18 protein-coding genes and 1 pseudogene are annotated in these 22,494 nt (G+C 69.9%); 10 read left to right on the forward strand and 9 right to left on the reverse strand.

The features are described from left to right. Positions 1–3: 3 nt before the first annotated feature. The gene (locus GQ56_RS0122415) at positions 4–1,452 is read right to left on the reverse strand and encodes an efflux transporter outer membrane subunit (RefSeq protein ID WP_031400767.1); all 1,449 of its coding nucleotides are present in this window, start codon (positions 1,450–1,452) and stop codon (positions 4–6) included. Between the two features lie 154 nt (positions 1,453–1,606). On the opposite strand from GQ56_RS0122415, the gene GQ56_RS0122420 reads away from it, so the two are divergent. Both GQ56_RS0122420 and GQ56_RS0122425 read left to right on the forward strand, forming a co-directional pair. Further along, positions 1,607–2,443, forward strand: coding sequence for an AraC family transcriptional regulator (locus tag GQ56_RS0122420; protein WP_031400768.1), 837 nt, complete (start codon positions 1,607–1,609; stop codon positions 2,441–2,443). Between the two features lie 125 nt (positions 2,444–2,568). Further along, the gene (locus GQ56_RS0122425; RefSeq protein WP_031400769.1) at positions 2,569–3,936 is read left to right on the forward strand and encodes a glutamate--cysteine ligase; all 1,368 of its coding nucleotides are present in this window, start codon (positions 2,569–2,571) and stop codon (positions 3,934–3,936) included. 19 nt (positions 3,937–3,955) lie between these two features. Here the strand turns inward: GQ56_RS0122425 and GQ56_RS0122430 are convergent, their stop codons facing one another. Continuing rightward, on the reverse strand, positions 3,956–5,050 hold the full coding sequence (locus GQ56_RS0122430) for a 3-deoxy-7-phosphoheptulonate synthase (protein WP_063934565.1): 1,095 nt from the start codon (positions 5,048–5,050) through the stop codon (positions 3,956–3,958). Positions 5,051–5,449: 399 nt separating this feature from the next. Between GQ56_RS0122430 and GQ56_RS0122435 the strand changes: the two genes are divergently transcribed. The 4 genes from GQ56_RS0122435 to GQ56_RS40210 all read left to right on the forward strand — a co-directional run bounded on the left by GQ56_RS0122435 (position 5,450) and on the right by GQ56_RS40210 (position 11,682). Continuing rightward, positions 5,450–5,860 carry an acyl-CoA thioesterase gene (locus GQ56_RS0122435; RefSeq protein WP_031400771.1) on the forward strand — a complete coding sequence of 137 codons (411 nt, stop codon included), beginning with the start codon at positions 5,450–5,452 and terminating at the stop codon, positions 5,858–5,860. Positions 5,861–5,888: 28 nt separating this feature from the next. Further along, positions 5,889–6,536, forward strand: coding sequence for a hypothetical protein (locus tag GQ56_RS0122440; protein ID WP_031400772.1), 648 nt, complete (start codon positions 5,889–5,891; stop codon positions 6,534–6,536). Further along, positions 6,533–7,096 carry a shikimate kinase gene (locus GQ56_RS39475; protein WP_052001222.1) on the forward strand — a complete coding sequence of 188 codons (564 nt, stop codon included), beginning with the start codon at positions 6,533–6,535 and terminating at the stop codon, positions 7,094–7,096. Before GQ56_RS0122440 ends, GQ56_RS39475 begins: the two co-directional genes overlap by 4 nt. A gap of 719 nt (positions 7,097–7,815) precedes the next feature. After that, the gene (locus tag GQ56_RS40210) at positions 7,816–11,682 is read left to right on the forward strand and encodes a CHASE domain-containing protein (protein ID WP_052007308.1); all 3,867 of its coding nucleotides are present in this window, start codon (positions 7,816–7,818) and stop codon (positions 11,680–11,682) included. Positions 11,683–11,703: 21 nt separating this feature from the next. Here the strand turns inward: GQ56_RS40210 and GQ56_RS0122455 are convergent, their stop codons facing one another. The 7 genes and pseudogenes from GQ56_RS0122455 to GQ56_RS0122485 form a co-directional block, all read right to left on the reverse strand. Then, positions 11,704–12,180: a globin gene (locus tag GQ56_RS0122455; RefSeq protein ID WP_052001219.1), complete on the reverse strand. Its 477-nt coding sequence runs from the start codon at positions 12,178–12,180 to the stop codon at positions 11,704–11,706. Continuing rightward, the gene (locus GQ56_RS0122460; protein WP_161788571.1) at positions 12,177–12,689 is read right to left on the reverse strand and encodes an ATP-binding protein; all 513 of its coding nucleotides are present in this window, start codon (positions 12,687–12,689) and stop codon (positions 12,177–12,179) included. Before GQ56_RS0122460 ends, GQ56_RS0122455 begins: the two co-directional genes overlap by 4 nt. 31 nt (positions 12,690–12,720) lie before the next feature. Beyond that, complete coding sequence (locus GQ56_RS0122465; RefSeq protein ID WP_031400777.1) at positions 12,721–13,056, reverse strand: STAS domain-containing protein; 336 nt, start codon at positions 13,054–13,056, stop codon at positions 12,721–12,723. Between the two features lie 40 nt (positions 13,057–13,096). Beyond that, positions 13,097–14,278 carry a PP2C family protein-serine/threonine phosphatase gene (locus GQ56_RS0122470; protein WP_031400778.1) on the reverse strand — a complete coding sequence of 394 codons (1,182 nt, stop codon included), beginning with the start codon at positions 14,276–14,278 and terminating at the stop codon, positions 13,097–13,099. A 474-nt stretch (positions 14,279–14,752) separates the two neighbouring features. After that, positions 14,753–15,604, reverse strand: a pseudogene (gene galU, locus GQ56_RS0122475) (UTP--glucose-1-phosphate uridylyltransferase GalU); the annotation flags it as partial. A 42-nt stretch (positions 15,605–15,646) separates the two neighbouring features. Beyond that, complete coding sequence (locus GQ56_RS40215) at positions 15,647–18,469, reverse strand: WecB/TagA/CpsF family glycosyltransferase (RefSeq protein WP_052007309.1); 2,823 nt, start codon at positions 18,467–18,469, stop codon at positions 15,647–15,649. 77 nt (positions 18,470–18,546) lie between these two features. Then, the gene (locus GQ56_RS0122485) at positions 18,547–19,245 is read right to left on the reverse strand and encodes a sugar transferase (RefSeq protein WP_052007310.1); all 699 of its coding nucleotides are present in this window, start codon (positions 19,243–19,245) and stop codon (positions 18,547–18,549) included. A gap of 216 nt (positions 19,246–19,461) precedes the next feature. Here GQ56_RS0122485 and GQ56_RS0122490 point away from each other — a divergent pair, with 216 nt between their 5' ends. The 4 genes from GQ56_RS0122490 to GQ56_RS0122505 all read left to right on the forward strand — a co-directional run bounded on the left by GQ56_RS0122490 (position 19,462) and on the right by GQ56_RS0122505 (position 22,480). After that, complete coding sequence (locus GQ56_RS0122490; RefSeq protein ID WP_031400782.1) at positions 19,462–21,309, forward strand: response regulator; 1,848 nt, start codon at positions 19,462–19,464, stop codon at positions 21,307–21,309. Next, on the forward strand, positions 21,306–21,713 hold the full coding sequence (locus GQ56_RS0122495; RefSeq protein ID WP_031400783.1) for a response regulator: 408 nt from the start codon (positions 21,306–21,308) through the stop codon (positions 21,711–21,713). The genes GQ56_RS0122490 and GQ56_RS0122495 overlap by 4 nt, the downstream gene beginning before the upstream one ends. Continuing rightward, positions 21,688–22,026, forward strand: a complete 339-nt coding sequence (locus GQ56_RS0122500) for an Hpt domain-containing protein (RefSeq protein WP_031400784.1) — start codon at positions 21,688–21,690, stop codon at positions 22,024–22,026. Before GQ56_RS0122495 ends, GQ56_RS0122500 begins: the two co-directional genes overlap by 26 nt. A gap of 115 nt (positions 22,027–22,141) precedes the next feature. Then, entirely contained in the window at positions 22,142–22,480 is a 339-nt protein-coding gene (locus GQ56_RS0122505; RefSeq protein WP_031400785.1) for an STAS domain-containing protein, read from the forward strand. Positions 22,481–22,494: the final 14 nt, after the last annotated feature.

Below are 22,494 nucleotides of genomic sequence, written 5' to 3' on the forward strand. Positions count from 1 at the left end.
ATGTCAAGGACGTTGGGAAGGAGTGGCGGCGAGCGCGACGTCGTCCGGCTCGGCGTGGAAGCCGCCGCCGAGCGCGGCGACGAGCTGCAGCGACTGGTCCGCGCGCTGCGCACGCAGCGCGGCGACCTCGCGGCTCGCGACCAGCAGTTGCTGACGTACGACGAGCGCGTCGAGATAGCTGCCGACGCCGGCCCGGTAGCGTTCGTCGGCGAGCCGCCATGCATCGGTGGCGGAATCGAACGCGCGCTGCTGCGCGTCGGTCTGCACGGCGAGCGAATGCAGCCGGTGCAGATCGTCGGCGACCTCGCCGATCGCACCGATCAGCGTCTTGTTGTAGCCGGCGACGGCGAGGTCGTATTGCGCGTCGCGCTTGCGCAGCACGCCGCGCCGTTCGCCGCCGTCGAAGATCGGCAGGCTGACGGCCGGGCTGACGTTGTAGGTGCGCGAGGCGGCCTGGAACAAGGAGGCGCCGCCGCGCGTCGCGAGCCCGATCAACGCGGTGAGGCTCACGTTGGGCAGGAAATCCGCGCGGGCGGCCTCGACCTTGTGGCTGGCGGCCTCGACCCGCCAGCGTGCGGCGACGATATCGGCGCGCCGGCCGAGCAGCGCGGCCGGCAGGTCGGCCGGCACCGCGAGCGCGGCGACCGGCAGCGGCGCGGGACGCACGAGCGCAAGGCCGCGATCGGGGCCCGCGCCGAGCAGCATCGCGAGCGCGATGCGCGCGCTGTCGATCGTCTGCGCCGTGCGCGCCTGTTCGCGCGTCGCGGCCGCGACCTCGCTTTCGGCCTGGCGCTGTTGCGCGACGTTGTCGATGCCCCTGGTGACGCGCTGGCGCGTCAGCGTCAACGCCTCGTCGGCGCGGTCGTATTCGGCGCGCGCGACGTCCTGCTGGTCGAATGCATAGGCGAGATTCACGTAGGCGCGCGCGACGTTGACGGACAGCAGCACGCGCGCGGCCTGCAGGTCGATCCGCGCGGCGCGCGCCTCGCCGAGCGCGGCTTCCCACGTGGCCCGGCGGCCGCCCCACAGATCGATGTCCCAGCTGAGGCCGAGATTGACCTGGCGCGTGTGGCTGAAGAAGCCGCCGCCCTCGTCCGTCGAGAACTGCGTGCCGGACAGCCGTTCGGCCTTCGCGCTCGCGTTGCCGTCGACGTGCGGCAAACGGGCCGCCTGCGCTTCGATCACCAGCGCCTGCGCTTCACGTGCGCGCGCATCGGCGGTCGCGAGATCGGGATTGCCGGCGAGCGCTTCGTCGATCAGCGCGCTCAGTTGCGCATCGTTCAGCGTGCGCCACCAGTCGGCGGCCGGCCAGTCGGCAGCCTGCACGTGTGCGAGGCTGCGCGACGCGGCGAGCGTATCGGGGCCGCGCAGCGTGCCGGCCGGCGTGAGCCCGTCGCGGCTCGCGCACGCGCCGAGCACGACGAGCGCCGCGGCGGCGGCGATTCGCGACATGACGCGAATCGCGCCGGCATCGCGTGTCCAGGGAGCAAGTGCTGCATGCATCGCATTCCTCTGCTTCGTATTGGTTTGAACACGACATGCATTGTTGGACGCTCCCGGACAAAGCTGATAATGTTGTTTGGACAATAAATAATGAAATCCGGCCATGCCCATCCGAGACGTTGTTCCACCGCGCCCCGTGCAGCGCGCCGACGCCGATCCGAGCGAACGGGCGGACGGCCCGTCGCTGATCGCCCTCTGGGGCGAGGACGACGGCACCAACGCCTACCAGCTCGGCACCCGCGAGGTCGACTGGCACAGCCATCTGCGCGGCCAGGTGTTCTGCGTGGAAAGCGGTTTCGCGCATGTGCGCACGCCGCACGGTTCGTGGATGCTGCCGCCGCATCGCGCCGGCTGGATCCCGCCCGGCGAACAGCACAAGGTCAGCATCAGCGGCGCGTTGAGCGGCTGGAGCGTCGTGATCGCGCCGGCGGCGAGCCGGCGGATGCCGGACCAGCCGTGCGTGATCGCGATTACCGAGTTGATGCGCGCGCTGGTGCGGCGCGCGGTGTCGTGGGCCGACCAGGACCGGCTCGACATCGAGCAGGCGCGCATGAGCGTCGTGCTGCTCGACGAGATGCGCCGCGCGCCGCACGAGCCGCTGCACTTGCCGATGCCGCGCGACCGCCGGCTGCTGCGGATCGCCAACGCGATCCTCGGGCAGCCGCACGACAGCCGCACGCTCGAGGCGTGGGCCGAATGGGCCGGGTTGTCCGCGCGCACGCTGAGCCGGCTGTTCGTCGCGGAAACCGGCACGAGCTTCGCGCAATGGCGCCAGCAGGCGCGCCTGACGCACGCGCTCGAATGCCTGGCGAACGGCGACAGCGTCGCCAACGTCGCGGACGCGCTCGGCTATGCGACGCCGAGCAACTTCATCGCGATGTTCCGCCGCGCGTTCGGCGATTCGCCCGCGCATTACTTCGCAAAACGCAAGCAGCCGTAGCGCGCTCCGGCGCGGCGTCGCGCCGCGCCCTATCACCCCTGCCAGTATTCCGCGCGCATCGACGTCGCTATAGTCGCCGTGCGACCGACCGGTCGGTCGCTCAATATGCCTTGTGGAGGGTGTCGATGTCGAATGCCGTCGGATCGGACAATACGCCGATCGTTTCCGAGCAGCAGCTCGCCGATCATCTGGCCGCCGGCTGCAAGCCGCCGGCGCAATTCCGGATCGGCACCGAGCACGAGAAGTTCGTCGTCGCGCGCGCGACGCATGCGCCCGCCCCCTACGACGGGCCGGCCGGCATCGCCGCGGTGCTGGAGCGGCTGCGCGGCGACGGGACGCCGATCGTCGACGCCGGGCGGATCGTCGGCGTGACCGGGCGCGACGGCGCGGCGATCTCGCTCGAGCCGGCCGGTCAGCTCGAACTGTCGGGCGCCCCGCTCGAGACGCTGCACGATACGCATGCCGAACTGCACGCGCATCTCGCGGCGGTGCGCGACGCGTGCGATCCGCTCGGCCTGCGCTGCGCGCCGCTGGGGTTTCACCCGCACCTGTCGCGGGCCGCGCTGCCGTGGATGCCGAAGCAGCGCTACGGGATCATGCGGCGCTACATGCCGCGCGTCGGGTCGCGCGGGCTCGACATGATGCAGCGCACCTGCACCGTGCAGGTCAACCTCGATTTCGCGTCGGAAAGCGACATGGCGCGCAAGATGCGCGTGTCGCTCGCGCTGCAGCCGGTCGCGACCGCGCTGTTCGCGAATTCGCCGTTCCGCGAAGGCCGGCCGACCGGCCTGCTGTCGACGCGCGCGCATACGTGGCTCGACACCGACGAGGATCGCTGCGGCGCGCCGGCGCTGTTCCTGTCGCGCAGCTTCGGTTTCGAGCGCTACGTGAGCTGGCTGCTCGACAACGTGCCGATGTATTTCGTGCGGCGCGGCGACCGCTACATGGACGCGACCGGCTGGACGTTCCGCGACTTCATGCGACGCCGCGTGCCGCACCTCGAGGGCGAGACGCCGACGCTCGGCGATTTCGCGGACCATCTGACGACGGTTTTTACCGAGGTGCGGCTGAAACGCTATCTCGAGATGCGCGGCGCCGACGTGGGCTCGCCCGCGATGATGGTCGCGCTGTCCGCATTCTGGACCGGCCTGCTGTACGACCCGGCCGCGCTGTCGGAGGCCGAGACGCTGAGCGCCGCGATCGACCGCGGCGCGCTGCTGACCTTGCGTCGCGACGTGCCGCGCGACGGGCTCGATGCATCGGTCGACGGCCGTCCGCTGCGCGCGTTCGCGGCCGATGCGCTCGCGATCGCGCATCGCGGCCTGCGCGCGCGGGCGCGCAGGGATGCAGCCGGCCGCGACGAATCGATGTATCTCGCGCCGCTCGACGAGATCGTCGCGGGCGCGCCGACCCAGGCCGAGCACTGGCTCGCCCGTTTTTCCGGCGCGTGGGCCGGCGACGTGACGCGGATCTACGACGAAGCCGAAATCTGACCGCGCCGTGCGGGGCCGCTCATGCGCAGCACGCGAGCAGCGGCTCCTGCGCGAACTCGATGCCGGACACCGGCGCATGCCCTCGCCGCCGCGCGCGCACCGCGTGCGCGAGCGTCTCGAGCAGCCGTGCGGTATCGGCGAACGACAGGCACGCGTCGGTAATGCTCTGCCCGTAGCGCAACGGGATGCCGGGCACCAGGTCCTGGCGCCCTTCGATCAGGTTCGACTCGATCAGCACGCCGACGATGCGCGTATCGCCGGCCGCGACCTGCTCGGCGACATCCGCGCCCACACCGAGCTGATTCCGGAACTGGCGGCGGCTGTTGCCGTGACTGACGTCGATCATCACGCGCGGCGCGATGCGCGCGGCCGCCATGCGATCGCATGCGGCCGCCACGGCGGCCGCGTCGAAATTCGGCTCGCGCCCGCCGCGCAGCACGACGTGCGTATGCGGATTGCCGGGCGAGGCTGCCGCGCATAGCCGGCCGCCCGCATCGACCGACAGGAAGCGATGCGCGCGCGCGGCCGCGCACATCGCATCGACGGCCACCTGCACGTTCCCGTCGGTGCCGTTCTTGAAGCCGATCGGGATCGGCAGCGACGACGCCAGCTCGCGATGCACCTGCGATTCCACGGTGCGCGCGCCGATCGCCCCCCACGCAACCAGGTCGGCCAGATAGCGCGGCGACAGCGGATCGAGAAACTCGGTCGCCGCCGGCATTTCCGCACCGTTGATGTCGCACAGCAGCGCGCGGGCCGTGTGCAGCCCTGCATCGATCCGCTCGCTGCCGTCCAGCAGCGGATCGTTGATGAGCCCCTTCCAGCCGACCGTCGTGCGCGGCTTCTCGAAGTACACGCGCATCACGATTTCCAGCTCGTCCTCGAATCGCGCGCGCTGCAGCGCGAGCCGCGCCGCATAGTCGCGTGCGGCGTCCGGATCGTGCACCGAGCACGGGCCGACGATGACCACGAGACGATCGTCCGCGCCGCCGAGCACGTCGACGATCGCACGGCGGGTCGCATGAACCGTACGCGCCGCGCGCAGCGTCGGCTGCAGCGCACCGGCCAGATCCACGGGGGACGGCAAGTGCAGCACGGCGTCACGGTTCGTCATCCTGGCGTTTGCATGCATGGGGACTGCCCTCCTGTCGATAATTCGCGGGATTTTTTACTACAGCGCGACTTTATTGAATGCCGCTTTCCAGGCGCAACTGACATATTTACCAGTTTCTAATTCATAACCTTATGAATGACGAATATAAGGCGGAATAAGACAATTGCGGTATTTAAGATGCCTTTTTTCGCATTGTGATAATTGAGATCGCGTACTTTTCAATCGGTAATAACCAGACGTCAAGGGCTGCGCTGGAGTCCAGATGCTACGGGCCTTCTGAGCCGGTCGCTATTCGTTCTGATAGTGGCGGCCCGATAGGTGTTCGATTAATTTTCGGATGCCTGATAGGCCAATCAGGTACGAATATATAAATCAACCAAGTCATTGCGGAGAGTCACCATGTCGAAGCGTCATTACGAAACGCCCATTCACGTCAAGTATCGCGATACGGATTCGATGGGGCATGTGAGCAGCCCTGTTTATTACGACTATCTGCAGCATTCGTACCTCTGCTACATGTTCGACCTGCTCGGCTTGCCGCGCAGCGAGAAGCTGCCGCACATCATGGTGAAGACGCAGTGCGAATACCTCGCACCGGCGCAGTTCGGCGACAACCTGACGATCCGGTCGAGCATCGTGCGCTTCGGCAGCAAGAGCTTCGATCTCGAGCACCTGATGGAGCGCGACGACCAGACCATCGTCGCGCGCGGCATGTCGACCCACGTGATGTTCGATTACGAGAGCAACACGACGCTGGCCGTGCCGGACGAATTCAAGACGCGGGTGCTCGAGTTCCAGGGTTCGCTGTGATGCGCGCGCGCCATTTCGGGAGCGACACATGAGCGCCGCGGTGGCGCGTGCGCGGCGCCGGATCGGCGCGATCGTCGAGCGCCGCGACGATCGCGCGATCGTGATCGTCCGGCATGCCGCACAGACGCTGCTCGAGCCGGCCGCGCTCGCGCGGCACCATGCACTCGTCAGCCGCCACGAGGACGAGCTGGAGGTGCTGCTGCAGCCGGTCGGCGGCGCACACGACGGCGTGCGGCCGCTGCTCGGGCGGCTGCGGGAAGCCGGCGTGAGCGTCGCGCTCGATGCGGCGACGCTCGATCACGACGCGTCGCTGCTCGAATTCGCGAGCTGGATCATGCGGCGTGCGGCGTCCGGCGACACGGCGGCGCCGCGCGACGATGCGGCCGTGCCGAGCGGCGGGTCGTTTTGCGGCCTGGTGGTGCGCTGGCGCGACCTGTGCAACGGGTGGCGGCTGCCCGGGCGCAGCGAGACGGTCGGGCCTACGTCGCCGGCCATCGTGGCGGATGCGGCCGAGCACATCGCGACCGGCGATCCGGACGAGCCGGTGCTCGGCGCGCTGCTCGACGCCGACGACGCGTCGACCGGCGCGGCCCTCGACACGCTGTCGGACGCGGTGCGGGCCCGGCGCATCTGCATGGCGACGCGGGCCCGCTGGCCGCTCGCCCGCCGGCTATGAGCGCGGTCGTCGCGGCGGCCGGCTCGTGCGCCCTGCCCGAGCGCGTCTTCCTGGTCGGCATGATGGGGGCCGGCAAGTCGACGCTCGGCCGGGCGCTCGCGGTATCGCTCGGCTGGGCGTTCGCCGACTGCGACGACGAGATCGAGCGGCGCACGGGCCGTTCGGTCCCCGTGCTGTTCGACATGGTCGGCGAAGGCGGCTTTCGTCTGCTGGAGACGCATATCGTCGACGAACTGACGCAACGCCCGAACGTCGTCGTGGCGACCGGCGGCGGTGCGGTCCTGAATCCCCGCAGCCGTGCGCGCCTGAGCGAGCGCGGCTGCGTGATCTATCTGCATGCGGACCCGGATGCGCTGTGGCGCCGCACGCGCGACGACACGCGGCGGCCGCTGCTGCAGGTGGCCGAGCCGCGGCACACGCTCGCCGCGTTGTACCGGATGCGCGATCCGCTGTATCGCGAATGCGCGCATGCGTTCGTCGACACGACCGCGCATGGCGTCGCGCGCGTGACGGCCGACGTGTTGACGGTGCTGCATGCGCGGATGAACGCGCCGGCGTAACGGTGCGAACGGCGCGCGGATCGGGCGGCCGCGTCCCTGCCCGCGAATCGGCGGCGAGCTACGCAGGTACGGGGCGGACGTCGCGCATCAAGGCGCGTTTTGGAAACGGCGAGTTTGGATTCACGATAAAGCTATTGTGATAAGAAAAGTTATCTTGATGGATCGATATGCTGCGCAATATCCGGCAGACGACAACTGCCCGGTCGATGCCGATACGACGCATTCCGCGTGACTGACGGCCCGCGAACCGGGTGCGCACGGTCGATGGACTGATCGGGATCAGTGATTGCAGGCGTCGCCGCCCGGAAGGCGGGCCGGGTGACGACGCCGCCTTTTTGGCGGGACCGGTCGATGCGACGCGCCAGACGTCGTGTATGGATCCGCCTGCCCGGCCGGCGAAGCGGCGACGCCCTGCGAGCGCAGGACGGCATGCAAACGACCCGACTGTTTCGATCGTTGCAACGATCCGCCCGCTATACGAAGCCGATGCGATTTCCGCGCCGCGTCCATCGTGACGCCGGCAGACGCCGCGTCGTGACACGCGACGACCTCGCACCCAAGCGCCACCTCCGGGCCCCATGGCGGACGCCGTCCGGCAGGCGGTTGATTCGTCCTGCGGACAGTGATAGCTTCCGAACCAGGATCATTGCGCGGCCCTGCACGCCGATTCCCGCTGCCGCATTGGTATTCGCCCGTTCGAAGGGGGGAAATTGAAGCGAATGGTTCGTGTATCGCGGGTGTCGGCGACGGTCGCGGCGATCGTGATCGCGGGACTGGTGTGCAGCCTCCTGGCCGGCCGCATCGTCAGCGTCGGAAACGAGCGCGAGGCCCGTGCCGCGTTCGGCCAGGCCGCGAATGACGCGGCCGACACGATCGTCACGCGCATCGGGCGATACGAATACGGGTTGAGGGGCGCGCGGGGCGCGATTGTCGCCGCGGGCGAAGACCGCATCTCCCGGGAGATCTTCCTCCGTTACAGCCAGACCCGCGACGTCGCGCATGAATTCCCGGGCGCGATGGGTTTCGGGTTCATCGTCCGGGTGCAGCCGCCGGATGCCGCGCGGTTCGTCGAGCGTCAACGTGCGGACGGCGCGGGAAGCTTCGCGATTCGCCAGCTGGCGCCGCACCAGGGCGAGCTGGAGGTGGTCGCCTACGTCGAACCGGAAGCGCCGAACCGCGCCGCGGTCGGCCTCGACATCGCTTCGGAGCCCAATCGGCACGGTGCGGCGCTCGCGGCGATGCGCACCGGCGCCGCGACTTTGACAAGCCCCGTCACGCTGGTCCAGGCCACCGGCAAGGCGCGTCAGTCCTTCCTGTTCCTGCTGCCGATCTATCGTCCGGGCGCCGCGCTTCAGACCGTCTCCGAGCGCGAGGCCGCCGCGATCGGCTGGAGTTACGCGCCGCTCGTCATGGACGAGGTGCTTGCCGATCTCGATTTTCAGCGCAACGGCATCCGCTTGTCCGCCAGCGACGTCACCGCGCCCGGTCGCCCGGTGCCGTTCTACGCGTCCGGCGCCTCCGCGGCGGCCGATGCCGATGCACCCTTTACCGTCGTCACGCAACGCCATGTGTACGGTCGCATCTGGTCGTTCGCGTTCCGCCCGACGCCCGGGTTCGTCGCGGCGTTGCACCAGACCTCCCCCGCCACCGTCGTCGTCGCGGGGAGCGTCGTCAGCGTCCTGACCGCGCTGATTGCATTCGCGCTCGGGCTGGGCGCCGAGCGGCGGCGGCAGGTGCAGGAGGAACGCTCGCGGCTCGCCGCGATCGTCGAGAGTTCCGCGGACTGCATCGTCGGCTTGACGCTCGACGGCATCGTGACGAGCTGGAACAGCGGCGCGCAAGCGATCTTCGGCTACGGCGCGGGCGAGGCCATCGGCCGTTCTCTCACGGCGCTGATCGTTCCGGCCGAACTGATCGACGAAGAACGCGAGTGGCTGTCGGCGATCGCGCGCGGGCAACGCATACCGGAGCGCCACACGCGCCGCCGTCACAAGGACGGCCATCTGCTCGACGTGTCCGCCAGCATTTCGCCGATTCTCGGCGTGGCCGGCCAGGTCGTCGGCGTATCGAAAACCGTGCGCGACATCACCGCGCAGAAAGCCGCGGAAGCCCGCATCATCGAGCTCAACTCCGGTCTCGAGGAGCAGGTCGCCCGGCGAACCGCGCAACTGAACGAGCTCAATACCCTGTTGCAGGCGCAACGTCACGAGCTGGCGGCCGCCCGCGACCAGTTGCTGCTCGCGGTGAAGGCGGCGGAACTCGGCATCTGGACCTGGGATGTGCATGCGGGCACGGTCACATGGAATGCCCGCATGTTCGAGATCTACGGTTTGCCGCCGTCCTCGGCGGGCGAAACGATGACGGTCGAACGCTGGCGGTCGCTGCTGCATCCCGACGATCGTGCGCTGCTGTTTCGCGCGCTCGACGCGATCATCCAGGAACGCGAGACCGACATCGCGCCGTTTCGCATCGTCCGCCCGAACGGGGACGTTCGCCATGTCCAGGCCAATGCGCTGGCGGACCGCGACGACGGCGGCGCGGCCACGCACATGACGGGCACGCACCGCGATATTTCCGCTCAATACCAGCAGGAACGCGACCTGCGCAACGCCAAGGAGCAAGCCGACGCGGCCAACGACGCGAAGTCGGCCTTCCTCGCCAACATGAGCCACGAGATCCGGACGCCGATGAACGGCATCATCGGCATGGCGCGGCTCTGTCTCGAAACCGAGCTGAACGAGGAGCAGCGCGAGTACCTGACGATGGTGCTGTCGTCCGCGCAGTCGTTGCTGACGGTCATCAACGACGTGCTCGACTTTTCGAAGATCGAGGCGGGCAAGCTGCTGCTCGACTCGATCGACTTCAGCGTCCGCGCGACGATCACGGAGACGCTGCGCACGACCGCCTTCCGCGGCAGCGACCGGGAGGTCGAGATGCTGAGCGAGATCGGTCACGACGTGCCCGATTCGCTGGTCGGCGACGCCGGCCGCCTGCGGCAGGTGCTGACGAACCTGGTCGGAAACGCGCTGAAATTCACGGAGCGCGGCGAAGTGCGGCTCTCCGTCCACCTCGAGCGCGCGCTGGATTCGAAGGTCATGCTGCGTTTCGCCGTGGCCGACACCGGGATCGGCATCGCTCCCGAGCATCTCGCGCATATTTTCGATTCGTTCTCCCAGGGCGACAGTTCGACCACGAGGCGCTACGGCGGCACGGGGCTGGGATTGACCATCTCGTCGCACCTGGTCGCGATGATGGGCGGCCATCTGTCGGTGAAGAGCGCGCCGGGCGCCGGCAGCACGTTCGGCTTCACGCTGCCCTTCGCATTGGGGACGGGGCCGGCGCTCCCGCACCCGCCGCTGCCGCCGTCCCTGCGCGGCGTGCGCGTCCTGGTGGTCGACGACAACGCGACGAACCTGCGTCTGATGAACGACATGCTGCGCAATTTCGGGATGAATCCGGCCTGCGTGGACAACGCCGACGACGCGCTGGACGCGCTGTACCGGCAAGCGAAGTCGGACGAGCCGTTTGCGATCGCGCTCGTGGACGGCCAGTTGCCGGACTGCGACGATTATTCGCTGGCGCTCGAAGTCGCGAGCGACCCGTCGCTGCGGCGGACCTCGGTGATCGTGCTGACGTCGCTGGCCAGCAAGCTCGATTCCGCGACGCTTCGGCAAGCGGGCATCGCGGCGTGCATGACCAAGCCCGTCGACCAGTCGGAAATGTTCAACACGCTCGTCAGGATTCTCGGCGACGCGATCTTCGCGTCGCCGCAACCGGGCCAGGCGTCGCGCGTTCCCGCCGCGGCGACGGCGGCGGCGGTGAAACATCGCCACGCGGTGCTGCTCGTCGAGGACAATCCGATCAATCAGCGGCTGGCGCTGCGCATGCTCGAGAATCTCGGCCATCGGGCGGAGCTGGCGTCCAACGGCCGCGAAGCGCTCGAGAAACTGGCACGGGGCGGTTTCGATGTCGTGCTGATGGATGTCCAGATGCCGGAGATGGACGGGCTCGCCGCGACGCGCGCGTGGCGTGCCCGCGAGCAGCGCGACGGGCTGCCGCGTGTTCCCGTGGTGGCCATGACGGCCCACGCGATGGAGGGCGACCGGGAGCGCTGCCTTGCGGCCGGAATGGACGGCTACGTGTCGAAGCCGGTGTCGGTCGAAGCCCTGGTGCGCGAGATCGACAGGGTGACGGCATCGTTGCCGGATACGGCGCCGACGCTCGACGCCGCGCCCCGTCCCGCGCTGTTCGATCGGCGGATCGCGTTGTCGCAACTGGGCAACGATGCGGCGCTGCTGCAGGAACTGGCCCGGATGCTGGTCGACGGCGCGGCCGCGCAACTGGACGAAATCGACGCCGCCGCCCGGCTGGGCGACCTGCCGAAACTCGCGCGCCTCGCGCACAAGCTGAAAGGCGATGCCGGGACCTTCGCCAGTGCGGAACTCACGGCCCTTGCGCTGCACCTCGAACAGTCCGCGCGACAGGCGCACGCCGATGCGGCGGTGGCCGCGACCGCGGCCGTCCGGGACGGGTTCGTGCGGCTGGTCGACGAGATCAGCCGGACCCTTCTCGCGGCGGCGCCCTGAGCGCGCGCGGCGCGGGGGCGCTCAGGGCCGGCCCGGAGCGCGCCCCGACGCGTCGAGCCCGGCCGCAACGCCGGCCGCCGCACCGTGCGTGGCCATCTGCCGCATGAACTCGAGCCCGGGGGCGATGGTCATCGCCCATGCAATCTCGACCTTGGCGTCGTAATGGTGCGCGTCCAGTTCGCGAACCGTCGCGAGGATCGCGGATCGCCACGCATTGAACATCGCTTCGGGGATGCACAGCCTGGCAGGCCCGTGCTCGATCGCGATGCGTTCGAGGTAGTCCGACGTGACCTTGGTGTGGTACAGGGTCAGCAGATGAAAGAACGACTTGCGGGCCAGTTGCTGGTGGCGCGTCATTTCGGTTTGGGCAAACTTCTCGCGAATGTCGTCCGAGGACGCGAGAAAGTTGTCGTAGAAGCGCTCGAAAAAACGCGCACCGTTATCGTCGCCGGTGACGCGGCGATAGCTTTCCTGAAAGATCTCTTCGTAGTTCGTCACGCTCCCTCCGCGCCGCCGGTCGCCGGATCGTGCTTGACGAGCCGCAACCGGTTGATTCCGAGACGCCGCCGGTACGAGACCGCGTCGACGCATGCGTAAAGAATGCCGAGCCCCATGCCCCGCTCGGGCAGGCGTTCGATATCGGCGGGGTCGAACGCGGGAGTCGGGTGATGCCGGTCGAACAGCCCGTCCGGCGCGGCCTGCCCCGCGTCGAAAAGATCGACGACGATGCGGCGCGGCTGAATGCGCAGCGCCAGCACGATGCCGAAATCGGGATGTGCGCCGCGGGCGCATGGCTGCACGGTCGCGGTTCCGCCATGCCGTATCGCATTGGATGCGGCTTCCACGATCGCGAGTTCCAGTTGATCGACCCAGGCGGGCGCCGCCGCGTCGCGACCGCATTCGGCACGCACCCACTGCGCGATGCCGCGCAACGCATCGAGCCGCGCGGGAAAGCGGGCCCGGCTGGGGGGCGCGGAGCGACCGGAGGAGGCCTGTCGGGTAGTCATGCGGAATCCGCGTTCGGTCGGGTGGCCGGTGTCACGTGCGCCAATACGCGCAGGCGGCATCGAAATCGGCAACGATGCGGAACACGCGATCCATGCGCGTGAGCTTGAGCAGCGTGCGGACCGCGTCGGACGCGCCGCACAGGACGATATCGCCCTGCCCGTCCAGCGCCTTGACCCCGGACACCATCGCGCCCAGCCCGCTGCTGTCGACGAACGCGACCTGCTGCAGGTCGAGCACGATCTTGCGTGCGCCCTGTCGCACGAGGTCGAGGAGTTCGTCGCGAATGCGCGGCGCCACGAACGTATCGAATCGCGTGACCCGTATCTTCATCAACGTGATGTCGTCCAGCGCCGTCGTTTCCGTCAACACGATTCCCCCCAGTCAGTTGCCGCCCCGGCAGTCGGCGTCAGTGGACGCGTTTCTGCAGGGCGAGTACCGAAATGTCGTCGTCGAACTCGGCGGATTCCGCGCCGCGCCATTCGTGCAGCCTTTGCCGCAACGCGTCCAGCGTGTCGCGCAGCGGCGCACCGGCGTGTTCGGACAGGAACCGTTCCAGGCGCGCGTCGCCGAACTGCTCGCCGGTCGGGTCCATGCATTCCGTCACGCCGTCCGAATACAGATAGAGCCGGTCGGACGGCTGCAGCGAGAACGGAACGGTGTCGTAGTCGCACGCCTCGATCAGCCCGACGGGAAACCCGCCGTCGCCGAGCCGCGTCACGTGTCCGTCGGCGTTCACCAGCAACGGGTGCGTGTGCCCGGCCTGCGTGAGCCTGCCCTCGCCGGTGCGCGTATCGATCACGCCGTACGCCATCGTGAAGTAGGTGCCGTCGGACAGTTCGCGGGCCAGTTGCGCGTTCATCCGGCTGACGACCGCGGACGGCTCGCGCGGCGCGCTTTCGTCGCTGCGCTCCGATTCCCGGCTCAGCAGGCGGTTGACGATCACCGACAGCATCGCGGCGGGCACGCCGTGGCCCGCGACGTCGATATCGTAGAAGATCACGTGCCCGCCGGCGGCGGCCTTCACGTTCAGCATGTCGCCGGAAAGGTAGGCCGACGGGATGAACAGCCATTCGCAGTCGAGCCCGTCGAACGCCAGATCGGCCGGGGGCAGCATCGACTGCTGAACGGTGGCGGCCGCCTGCAGGTCGTTGCGGATCTGCTGGTACGCGGTGGCGAGATGCCGGTTGCGTTCGGCCAGCGCCGCCTCCAGCGCGATGACGCGCTGCCCGGCGCGCAGGCGCACGCGCAGTTCGTTGACGTCGACGGGCTTGGTCAGGAAATCGTCCGCGCCCGCCTCCATCCCGTCCACGAGCGACTCGGAACCGTCCCGCGCGGTCAGGAGAATGACGTAGATGTACCGTCCGAGCGACTCCTCCCGTATCGAGCGGCACAGCGCCGGGCCGTCCAGTTCCGGCATTTCCCAGTCGCTCACGACCATCGCGATCTCCGGCCGCTCGCGCAGCAGCGCCAGCGCCTGCGCGCCGTCCTCCGCTTCGATGATGCCGAAGCCGAGCTTGCCGAGCGTGCGCGAGAGCAGCAGCCGGTAGTTCGGGGAATCGTCGACGATGAGAACGAGAGGGGGATTCATGGAGCCCGTTCGTTGGGAATGGTGACGGCATGCCCGTGATCGGGCATGGGCCGGCCTTCTGCCGCTGACGCCATGCTGCATGCCGCGGGCCGGCAACGGCACGCGTGGTCGACGCGCCGCCCGGCCGTACCGGTCGCGGGTGCCCGCGCGATGTACCGCGCGCCCCGCCGCGTGCCCCGCGATGGCGGACACGCCCGTATTTTTATAGCAATTGTCCCGGACCATCAAGATGCCGTTCGCCGCGCAACCGGCCGAACGTCGACCGCCCGCCGCGCGCCGGACGGCACGAAGCGGCCGGCCGCGTGCCGTGCGCCGTCACACGACCTCGGGACAGGCGGCTTCGGCCGGGGATGCGGGCCGTTCGCCGGCAACCGCCACCGTGCCGCGATCGTCCCGGCCGTCGGCCGGCACGGGCCCGCAGGCGCGGCGTGTCCGGCCGGCCGGGGCGCGGGCGCGCGCGCCGAGGTACGCATCCAGGTACGCGCCGAATTGCGCGGCCACTTCCGGGTGCCGCAACGCGAACTCTACCGTGGCCTTCAGGTACCCGAGCTTGCTGCCGCAATCGAATCGCTGGCCCTGGTACTGGTAGGCCAGCACCTGCTCGTCGGCGAGCAGCGACTGGATCGCGTCGGTCAGCTGCAACTCGCCGCCCGCGCCCGGCCGCAACGCGCGCAAGTGGTCGAAGATGCGCGGCATCAGGATGTAGCGGCCGACGACGCCGAGATTCGACGGCGCGGCTTCCGGCGCCGGCTTCTCGACGATCCCCGACAGCTTGACGATCGAATCGCCGCAGGCCTTGCCGGCGACGACGCCGTACGCGCGCGTATCGGCGGGCGGAATGGCCTCGATGCCGATGATCGAGCTGTGGTAGTGATTGAACACCGTCATCATTTGCCGCATCACGGGCGGCGTGCCGTCGAGCAGGTCGTCGGCCAGGATGACGGCGAACGGATGGTCGCCCACCAGCTTTTGCGCGCACAGCACGGCATGGCCGAGACCGAGCGCTTCCGGCTGGCGCACGAAGAAGAAATCGACGTCGCGCGGCTTGATGCTGCGCACCGCGTCGAGCAGCGCGGTCTTGCCCCGGCTCTCGAGTTCGTTTTCCAGCTCGTAGGACTTGTCGAAGTGATCTTCGATCGCCCGCTTGCCGCGGCCCGTCACGAAGATCATTTCCTTGATGCCGGCCGCCATCGCCTCCTCGACCGCATACTGGATCAACGGCTTGTCCACGACCGGCAGCATTTCCTTCGGGCTTGCCTTCGTCGCGGGCAGGAAACGCGTGCCCAGCCCCGCGACCGGAAAGACGGCTTTCGTTACCTTGAACATGATTCCCCCTTGTGTCGGTGCAACGATGTCGATGTGATCCGCTTACGCGAATTTCAGTCTCAGCGCCGCGATCAGCATGCGGAGCAACTGGAACGGCCGGCGCGTCGCGATGCCGTAGAGATCGGCGGCCGCCTGGATTTCGCTCACGAGCGGATCGTCCGGCGGCAACGCGTCGTCCGGCGCGTCCGGCCCGATTCCGGCAGCCAGTACCGGCGTGTTCAGCCAGCCGGGCGGACGAGCGCCCAGCAACATCTGCCAGTCGCGCGGCAACATCGCCAACTGGGCGGCGGAACGGGGCCGCGGCCCGATCCAGTTGCGCACGCCGGCCGCGACATCGAGCGCGTTGCCGAACATCGACAGGACCCGGCCGCGGCATTTCCCGTAGCCCTTTCTCGGCACGCGTATCGGGCGCTCGATCCACGCGGCGGACGCAGCATCCCAGCCGGTCACGACGCTTTCGTGCGTCCACACGTGGCCGCCCTCGCGCCCGAAGCGCGTCGCGGCGACGGCAGCGGCGAACGGCGCGAGCAGCGTGGCCAGGGCGAGCGCCGCCAGCCGACCGGGCAGCCCGGCCCCCTGCTGCCCGGTCGGTGCGAGCAGCGGCGCGATCACGGCGTCGCCGCTGCGGAACGCGAGCTTCGCGCGCCAGCGCGCACTGTAGAGGCTCGCCGGCCCGACGACGGCGCCGTCGAGGCTGAGGCCCGGCCCGACGTAGACACCGGGCAGCACGGTCGTGTCGCGCAGCGACGTGCCGGTTCCGAGAATCACGTCGTCGCCGATCACGACGTTCGGGCCGATCTCCGCGCCCGAACCGATCAGGCATCGTTCGCCGATGAGCACGGGGCCGTGGATCACCGCATCGGGCGCGATCCGGCATTGCGCGCCCCGCCCGCCCCACGCCTCGGCCCGGTAATGCGACGGCATGCCGCCCGCGGCGACGGCCGTCAGCCCGGCGGCTTGCGCCCGCATCCAGCCGGCCATCGAATCGACCCGCACGAACTCGCCGCCATCCGCCGTACGCGACGGCAGCGCGCGCTCGAGCAGACGATGCAGCGCGTCGGCATCCAGTGCGACGTTCGTTCGGCCCGCCGCGTCGCGGCTCGCGCCGCCCCAGCCGAGCCAGTGCGTGCCGCCCGCGTCGCGCGGTTCGACCAGGAGCGCCGGGTCGTCGTACAGGCGCGCCAGCGTGGGCGCGCCGGGCACGATCTCGGCATGCCCGACGAGCACGGTGTCGTCGGTCGCGCCGGCCCCGATGCGATACAGCCAATCGTACGGATGGCTGGCGCTGGCGCTCAGATGCAGGTGCAGGTCCAGCCCCCAGCGCTGGCCGTCGCCGACGAGCGCCCGGAAGGTGTCCGGCGCGTCGCTGACGACGAGGTCGACATGCGAGCAGCCTGCCACCGCCAGGTTCTGCAGCACCTGCTCCAGCGCGGTCGTCGCCCCGACCGGCAGCAGTGCGGCGGGGGTGCCGGCCGGCACCGGGAAATCGTCCGGCGCGGGACGCGTCGCGAACAGGATGCAGCGCCGGCCGGCGCGCACCGCCGGCGGCGGCGCGGCGAATTCGTCGGCGCCGACGATGCGGCAGACGATGCGGCGGCGCCAGCCGAGCTGTTGCAACGCGATGCGCGCCAGGAAGCTTGTGTTGCCGATCAGGTAACGCTTCCACATGCGGCCCGGTTCGATGGCCAGCCGAAACAGCCACTCGCCGCCGAGTTCGCGCAGCCATGCCGGCGCGCGCGGCGTCGCGCCCGACATGAAGTCGAACAGCCCGCCGACGCCCATCGCGACCTTGACGCCGAAGGCGTCGAGATGCCGCGCGATGAACTGTTCCTGCACCGGCACGCCCATCGCGACGAGCAGCAGGCGCGCGCCGCTGGCACGGACCGCGTCGACGACCTCGCGCGCGGCCGTCGCGTCGTGCGGATCGAAATAGCCGTGCCGGCAGCCGGCGATCGACAGGCCCGGGTACTGCTGCGCGATGCGCCCGGCCATCGCTTGCGCGACGCCGGGCTTGCCGCCCAGCAGAAAGATGCCGTGGCCGCTGCCTTCCAGCGCCGCACACAGGCGGGGAAACAGGTCGGTGCCGTTCACGTTCTGGCGCAGCGGCGTCGACAGCAGGTCGCCGGCGATCTTGATGCCGATCCCGTCCGGCAGCACCAGCGCGGCCCGTCGCAGGATGGCGCGATAGCGCCGATGCCGCGCCGCGACGTTGACGCACGCCGGGTTGACGAAGCAGACCTGGGCCGGCGGCGCGTCGGCGTCGAGCCGGTCGCGGATGCGCGCGATCGCGTCCTGCATCGACAGGTTGTCGAAGCGCACGTCGACGATCGTCACGTCGTCCGGCGCGGCGTGCCGGCCGGCGACGCCGGTCATCAACGCGAGGAGCACGTGACGGACGGCGATGCCGAGGTCGCGGCGCGCGCCGCGATCGCGCAGGTATTCAAGGTCGGCCTGCCATTCGGTCCCGTAGTCGATCAGCGTGCGACGCCGCAGCGACCACAGGCTCATCAGCCCCGGCCGCACCGCGAGCCGCTGCTCGCCGAGCCCGGCGGGCGCCGCGTCGACGCTTGCGAGCGCCCTCGGCCCGACCCAGGCCATCTGTCCGCACACGACATTCAGCAGCGCCGGCCACGCGTCGACGCCGAAGCGGGCGCGCACCGGATGCGGGCCCGCGCCGCGGGGCGCCAGCCGCCACATCCTGAACGGGCGCCCGGCCCGGCCGATGCGCGCGATCCGTTCGACACGCGAGAACGGGGCCAGCAGCACGAGCGGCACGGCGAGCAGCAGCAGCGCGAGGCCGGCCGTCACGGCGCCGGCGCAGCGAGCGGCGGCGCGCTCGCGCGCTGCTTCCTGTGAACGAGACATGGTGTTTCCCCAGAGCAAGGTTGCGGCGGTCGCGGCCGGGTCAGGTTGCCGCCCGCCCGTTCCGCCGACGGAGCCGGTCAGTACGCACCGTGGCCGCGCAGGACGGCCGGCACGGTCTTGCAGAGCAGCTTCAGGTCGAGCGCGAGCGACCGTTCGCGGATGTAGGCGAGATCCATCGTCACCTGCTCCGGAAAGGCGATGTTCGCGCGGCCGCTGACCTGCCAGATGCAGGTCAGGCCGGGCGTCACCAGCAGGCGGCCACGGTCGGACGGCGTGTAGCGCGCCACTTCCCGGGGCAGCGGCGGCCGTGGCCCGACCAGCGTCATGTCGCCGGTCAGCACGCACCAGAGCTGCGGCAGCTCGTCGATGCTGGTGCGGCGGATGAAGCGGCCGATGCGCGTGATGCGGGGATCGTCGGCGCGCTTGAAGGTGACGCCCGCCGCGCCGTGCTGATTGAGGTGGCCGATTTCCGTGCGGCGTCGCTCGGCGTCGACGACCATCGACCGGAACTTCGGGAACGCGAACTCGCGCCCGTGCCGCCCGACCCGGCGCTGCCAGAACAGGACCGGCCCGCGATCCTCCAGCCGCACGCAGATCGCGACGGCGGCGAACAGCGGGCCGAGCATCACGAGCGCGGACGACGCGACCGCGATGTCGATCACGCGCTTGACGCACGCGTAGCGGCACGCGTGCCAGCGCCAGGCCAGCCGCGCGACGCGAAGGGCGAGCGCCGCGCGGCGCGGCGAAACGACTGCGAGGTGTGGGTCGAGGGTCATGGCGGGTCTCCTGTATCGGGTTCGATGCCATTGAAACGCGCCGTATCGCCCGAATCGTGACGGATTTGCAAACAGTGCCGCGCCCCGCCCCCCGGGGAGAACCGGGCCGGACAACCGGCACCCGCGGTGGCATAATCGTCCGAGCTTTCGCCGTCGCAGTCCGCCGCGTTGCCCGACCCGCTCCCAAGACAGGGCCGCATCATGGAAGACCACCCGATGACGCCAGATCCGGTCAGCCGTCTCTCCGGCACGCCGCTGCGCGTGCTGGTCGTCGACGATATCGACGCGAGCCGCGCCGCCCTCGCGGCGCTCGTGCGCCGGGCCGGCCACGCGGCGCTCGAGGCAGCGAGCGGCATGCAGGCGCTGGAGCTGAGCCGCGTCGAGCCCGTCGATCTCGTGCTGCTCGATCTGCTGATGCCGGACATGGACGGCTTCGAAGTCACCCGTGCGCTGCGGGAGTCGCATCAGGGCGCGTGGCTGCCGATCATCGTGATGTCGTCGATGCAGGGCGACGACCATTTCGTCCGCGCGATCCAGTGCGGCGCCGACGACTACCTCGTCAAGCCCGTCGATCCCGCGCTGCTCGACGCCAAGATCCGCAATCTGGGCCGCGTGCTGTTCCTGCAAACCCGTATCGCCGAACTCGCCGCGCACAACCGGGAGCTGTTCGATCATGTCGAGGACGCCGTGCTGACGGTCGACCGCGACGAGCGCATCCGTGACGCCAACGCGGCGGCATGCGGCCTCCTCGGCATCGACGCGCTGCCGCCGGACGGCTTGGCGCTCGCCACGCTGGGGGCCACGATCCACGGCGAACCGTGGCGGCCGGACGCGCGGCGCGCCACCTGCGAGATCGATGCGAAGCGCCCCGACGGCACGATCTTTCCGGCCGAAGTGCGCATGAGCCGCTGGCGCAACGATCCGGCCGGCCGGGTCTCGGTGCTGGTGCGCGATCTCACCGAACAGCGCCGGCTCGAACGCCTGAAGGACGACTTCCTGAGCACCGTGAGCCACGAGCTGCGCACGCCGCTGACGTCCGTGTCGGGCGCGGTCGACCTGCTCGTGGCGGGCGCGGCCGGCGAACTGCCGGCTGCCGCGCAGAAGCTGCTGGACGTCGCGAAGCGCAACGGCGAGCGTCTCGGCCGCCTGATCGACGACGTGCTGGACGTCGCGAAACTCGAGGCCGACCGCGTCACGCTGCAACTGAGCACGCATGCGCTCGACACCCTGCTCGACGAAACCGCTGCCGCCAACGCCGACTACGCGCGCCGCTTCGGTGTCGCGATCGGGCGCGTCGGGCCCGCGTCGGGCGCCATCGTGCGCGTCGATGCCGACCGGTTCCTGCAGGTGATGGCGAACCTGCTGTCGAATGCCGTCAAGCATTCCCCGGCCGGCGCGCAGGTCGACCTGAGGACCGACCGGTCGGGCGATCGCGTGCGCATCGCCGTTCGCGATCGCGGGCCAGGCGTGCCGGACGCGTTTCGCGCGCGCATCTTCGAGAAGTTCTCGCAAGCGGACGACACCGACCGCCGCGTCGGCACCGGCACCGGCCTCGGCTTGCACATCACGCGGGTGCTGATCGAGCGGATGCAGGGGCGGGTCGGACTGACGTCCGCCACCGGGCGCGGCGCCGAATTCCACATCGACCTGCCGTGCTGCGACGCCGAAGGACGGATCGTCCCGATGCGCCGCGTCGCGCCGCGCGTCGTCGTGATCGATCGCGACGCGGCGGCCCGCTCGCGACTCGGCGCCCTGCTGTCGATGCGCTACGACGTCTGCCTCGCCCGCACGCTGGACGACGCCGTCCTGCCCCGCCCGGACGGGCCCGCGCCGGCGCTGGTGATCTGCGATCCGCAGGGGGCGGGCACGGCGCTCGATACGGTGGCCGCGCGTCTGGCGGCCATCGCGGGGCCGGCCCCGGTGCTGCTGTATACCGACGCGGTGCCGGCGCCCCAGGCGCACGCGCTGACGTTCGCGCATCTCGCCAAGCGCGAGGCGGACAACGACATGCTGTTGACGGCAATCGGCCGAGCGATCGGCCCGGAGGGAGGCCCGCATCGATGAACGATACGCTCAGACGGATCCTGTGCGCGGAAGACGATCCGGACATCCGCACCATCCTCGATTTCAGCCTGGCGACGCTCGGCGGCTACGAGCTGTGCCTGTGCGCCGACGGCACCGACGCGCTCGACCAGGCCGACGCGTTTGCGCCCGACCTGGTGCTGCTCGACGTGATGATGCCGACGCTCGGCGGGCCGGAAACGATGCGCGCCCTGCGCGCGCGCCCCGCGTTGCGCGACACGCCGATCGTGCTGATGTCGGCCCGCGCGCTGCCGGACGAGATCGAGGCCCTGCTCGCGCATGGCGCCACCGGCGTGATCGTGAAGCCGTTCGATCCGGTCGCGCTGCCGGACAATCTGAAAATCTACTGGAACTACGCCCATGACCGGCGGGCCGGCGACGCCTGAACAGGACGAACGGTTCGCGGCGCTGAAACGCCGCTTCGCGCTCGGCCTGGCCGGCCGGCGCGACGAACTGTCGGCAGCCTGGGACGACTGGGCGGCCGATCCGGATCGTGCGCGCGACGCGCTGGCCGGCGGCCTGCACCGCCTGGCCGGCGCGGCCGGCGCCTACGGCTTCGACGCGCTGGGCCGGGCCGCCCGCGATCTGGAGGGCCAGGTCCGCTCGCCGGGCGCCGGCGCCGCGCCGCTTGCGGCCCCGTTTGCCGCGTTGCTGCACACGCTGTCGGCCGTGGCCGAAGCGGCTGCCGGCGAACGCTGATCCTGCCGGGCCTGTTTCGCGCACAGTTCACATTCCGGTGACACTGCGAACGCCGCGATGGCGTCCAATGGGGGCATCCAATCCGACCGACGCTTCGTCGAACCAGGGAGGCTCCATGGAACTGATCGCAACCCACGACCCGTCCGGCACGCTGCTCGTCCGCCTGCACGAGGCGCACCTCGACGCGGGCAACGTCAAGGATTTCCGCGAGGCGATCGGCCCCTGGCTGGAGCGCCACGATCGCATCGTGTTCGACATGTCGACGCTGCGCTTCGTCGACAGCTCCGGGCTCGGCGCGCTGATCGCGTGCCAGCGCCAGGCGCATCGGCAGCGCGGCGATTTCAAGCTGTGCGCGATGTCGCGGCCGGTTCGCGCGCTGTTCGAGCTGATGCGCATGCATCGCGTGTTCAGCATCCACGAAACGCGTGAAGAAGCCGTGCGCGCGTTCGCCTGATCCCGCGGGTGCCA

It is taken from the genome of Burkholderia paludis, assembly GCF_000732615.1.
In the GTDB taxonomy this organism is placed as follows: domain Bacteria; phylum Pseudomonadota; class Gammaproteobacteria; order Burkholderiales; family Burkholderiaceae; genus Burkholderia; species Burkholderia paludis.

What these genes read in the sequence shown, in the direction of transcription:
- GQ56_RS0122415 (WP_031400767.1), bottom strand. Translation starts at nt 1,452, where the DNA reads ATGTCGCGAATCGCCGCCGCCGCGGCGCTCGTCGTGCTCGGCGCGTGC.
- GQ56_RS0122420 (WP_031400768.1), top strand. Translation starts at nt 1,607, where the DNA reads ATGCCCATCCGAGACGTTGTTCCACCGCGCCCCGTGCAGCGCGCCGAC.
- GQ56_RS0122425 (WP_031400769.1), top strand. Translation starts at nt 2,569, where the DNA reads ATGTCGAATGCCGTCGGATCGGACAATACGCCGATCGTTTCCGAGCAG.
- GQ56_RS0122430 (WP_063934565.1), bottom strand. Translation starts at nt 5,050, where the DNA reads ATGACGAACCGTGACGCCGTGCTGCACTTGCCGTCCCCCGTGGATCTG.
- GQ56_RS0122435 (WP_031400771.1), top strand. Translation starts at nt 5,450, where the DNA reads ATGTCGAAGCGTCATTACGAAACGCCCATTCACGTCAAGTATCGCGAT.
- GQ56_RS0122440 (WP_031400772.1), top strand. Translation starts at nt 5,889, where the DNA reads ATGAGCGCCGCGGTGGCGCGTGCGCGGCGCCGGATCGGCGCGATCGTC.
- GQ56_RS39475 (WP_052001222.1), top strand. Translation starts at nt 6,533, where the DNA reads ATGAGCGCGGTCGTCGCGGCGGCCGGCTCGTGCGCCCTGCCCGAGCGC.
- GQ56_RS40210 (WP_052007308.1), top strand. Translation starts at nt 7,816, where the DNA reads ATGGTTCGTGTATCGCGGGTGTCGGCGACGGTCGCGGCGATCGTGATC.
- GQ56_RS0122460 (WP_161788571.1), bottom strand. Translation starts at nt 12,689, where the DNA reads ATGACTACCCGACAGGCCTCCTCCGGTCGCTCCGCGCCCCCCAGCCGG.
- GQ56_RS0122470 (WP_031400778.1), bottom strand. Translation starts at nt 14,278, where the DNA reads ATGAATCCCCCTCTCGTTCTCATCGTCGACGATTCCCCGAACTACCGG.
- GQ56_RS40215 (WP_052007309.1), bottom strand. Translation starts at nt 18,469, where the DNA reads ATGTCTCGTTCACAGGAAGCAGCGCGCGAGCGCGCCGCCGCTCGCTGC.
- GQ56_RS0122485 (WP_052007310.1), bottom strand. Translation starts at nt 19,245, where the DNA reads ATGACCCTCGACCCACACCTCGCAGTCGTTTCGCCGCGCCGCGCGGCG.
- GQ56_RS0122490 (WP_031400782.1), top strand. Translation starts at nt 19,462, where the DNA reads ATGACGCCAGATCCGGTCAGCCGTCTCTCCGGCACGCCGCTGCGCGTG.
- GQ56_RS0122495 (WP_031400783.1), top strand. Translation starts at nt 21,306, where the DNA reads ATGAACGATACGCTCAGACGGATCCTGTGCGCGGAAGACGATCCGGAC.
- GQ56_RS0122500 (WP_031400784.1), top strand. Translation starts at nt 21,688, where the DNA reads ATGACCGGCGGGCCGGCGACGCCTGAACAGGACGAACGGTTCGCGGCG.
- GQ56_RS0122505 (WP_031400785.1), top strand. Translation starts at nt 22,142, where the DNA reads ATGGAACTGATCGCAACCCACGACCCGTCCGGCACGCTGCTCGTCCGC.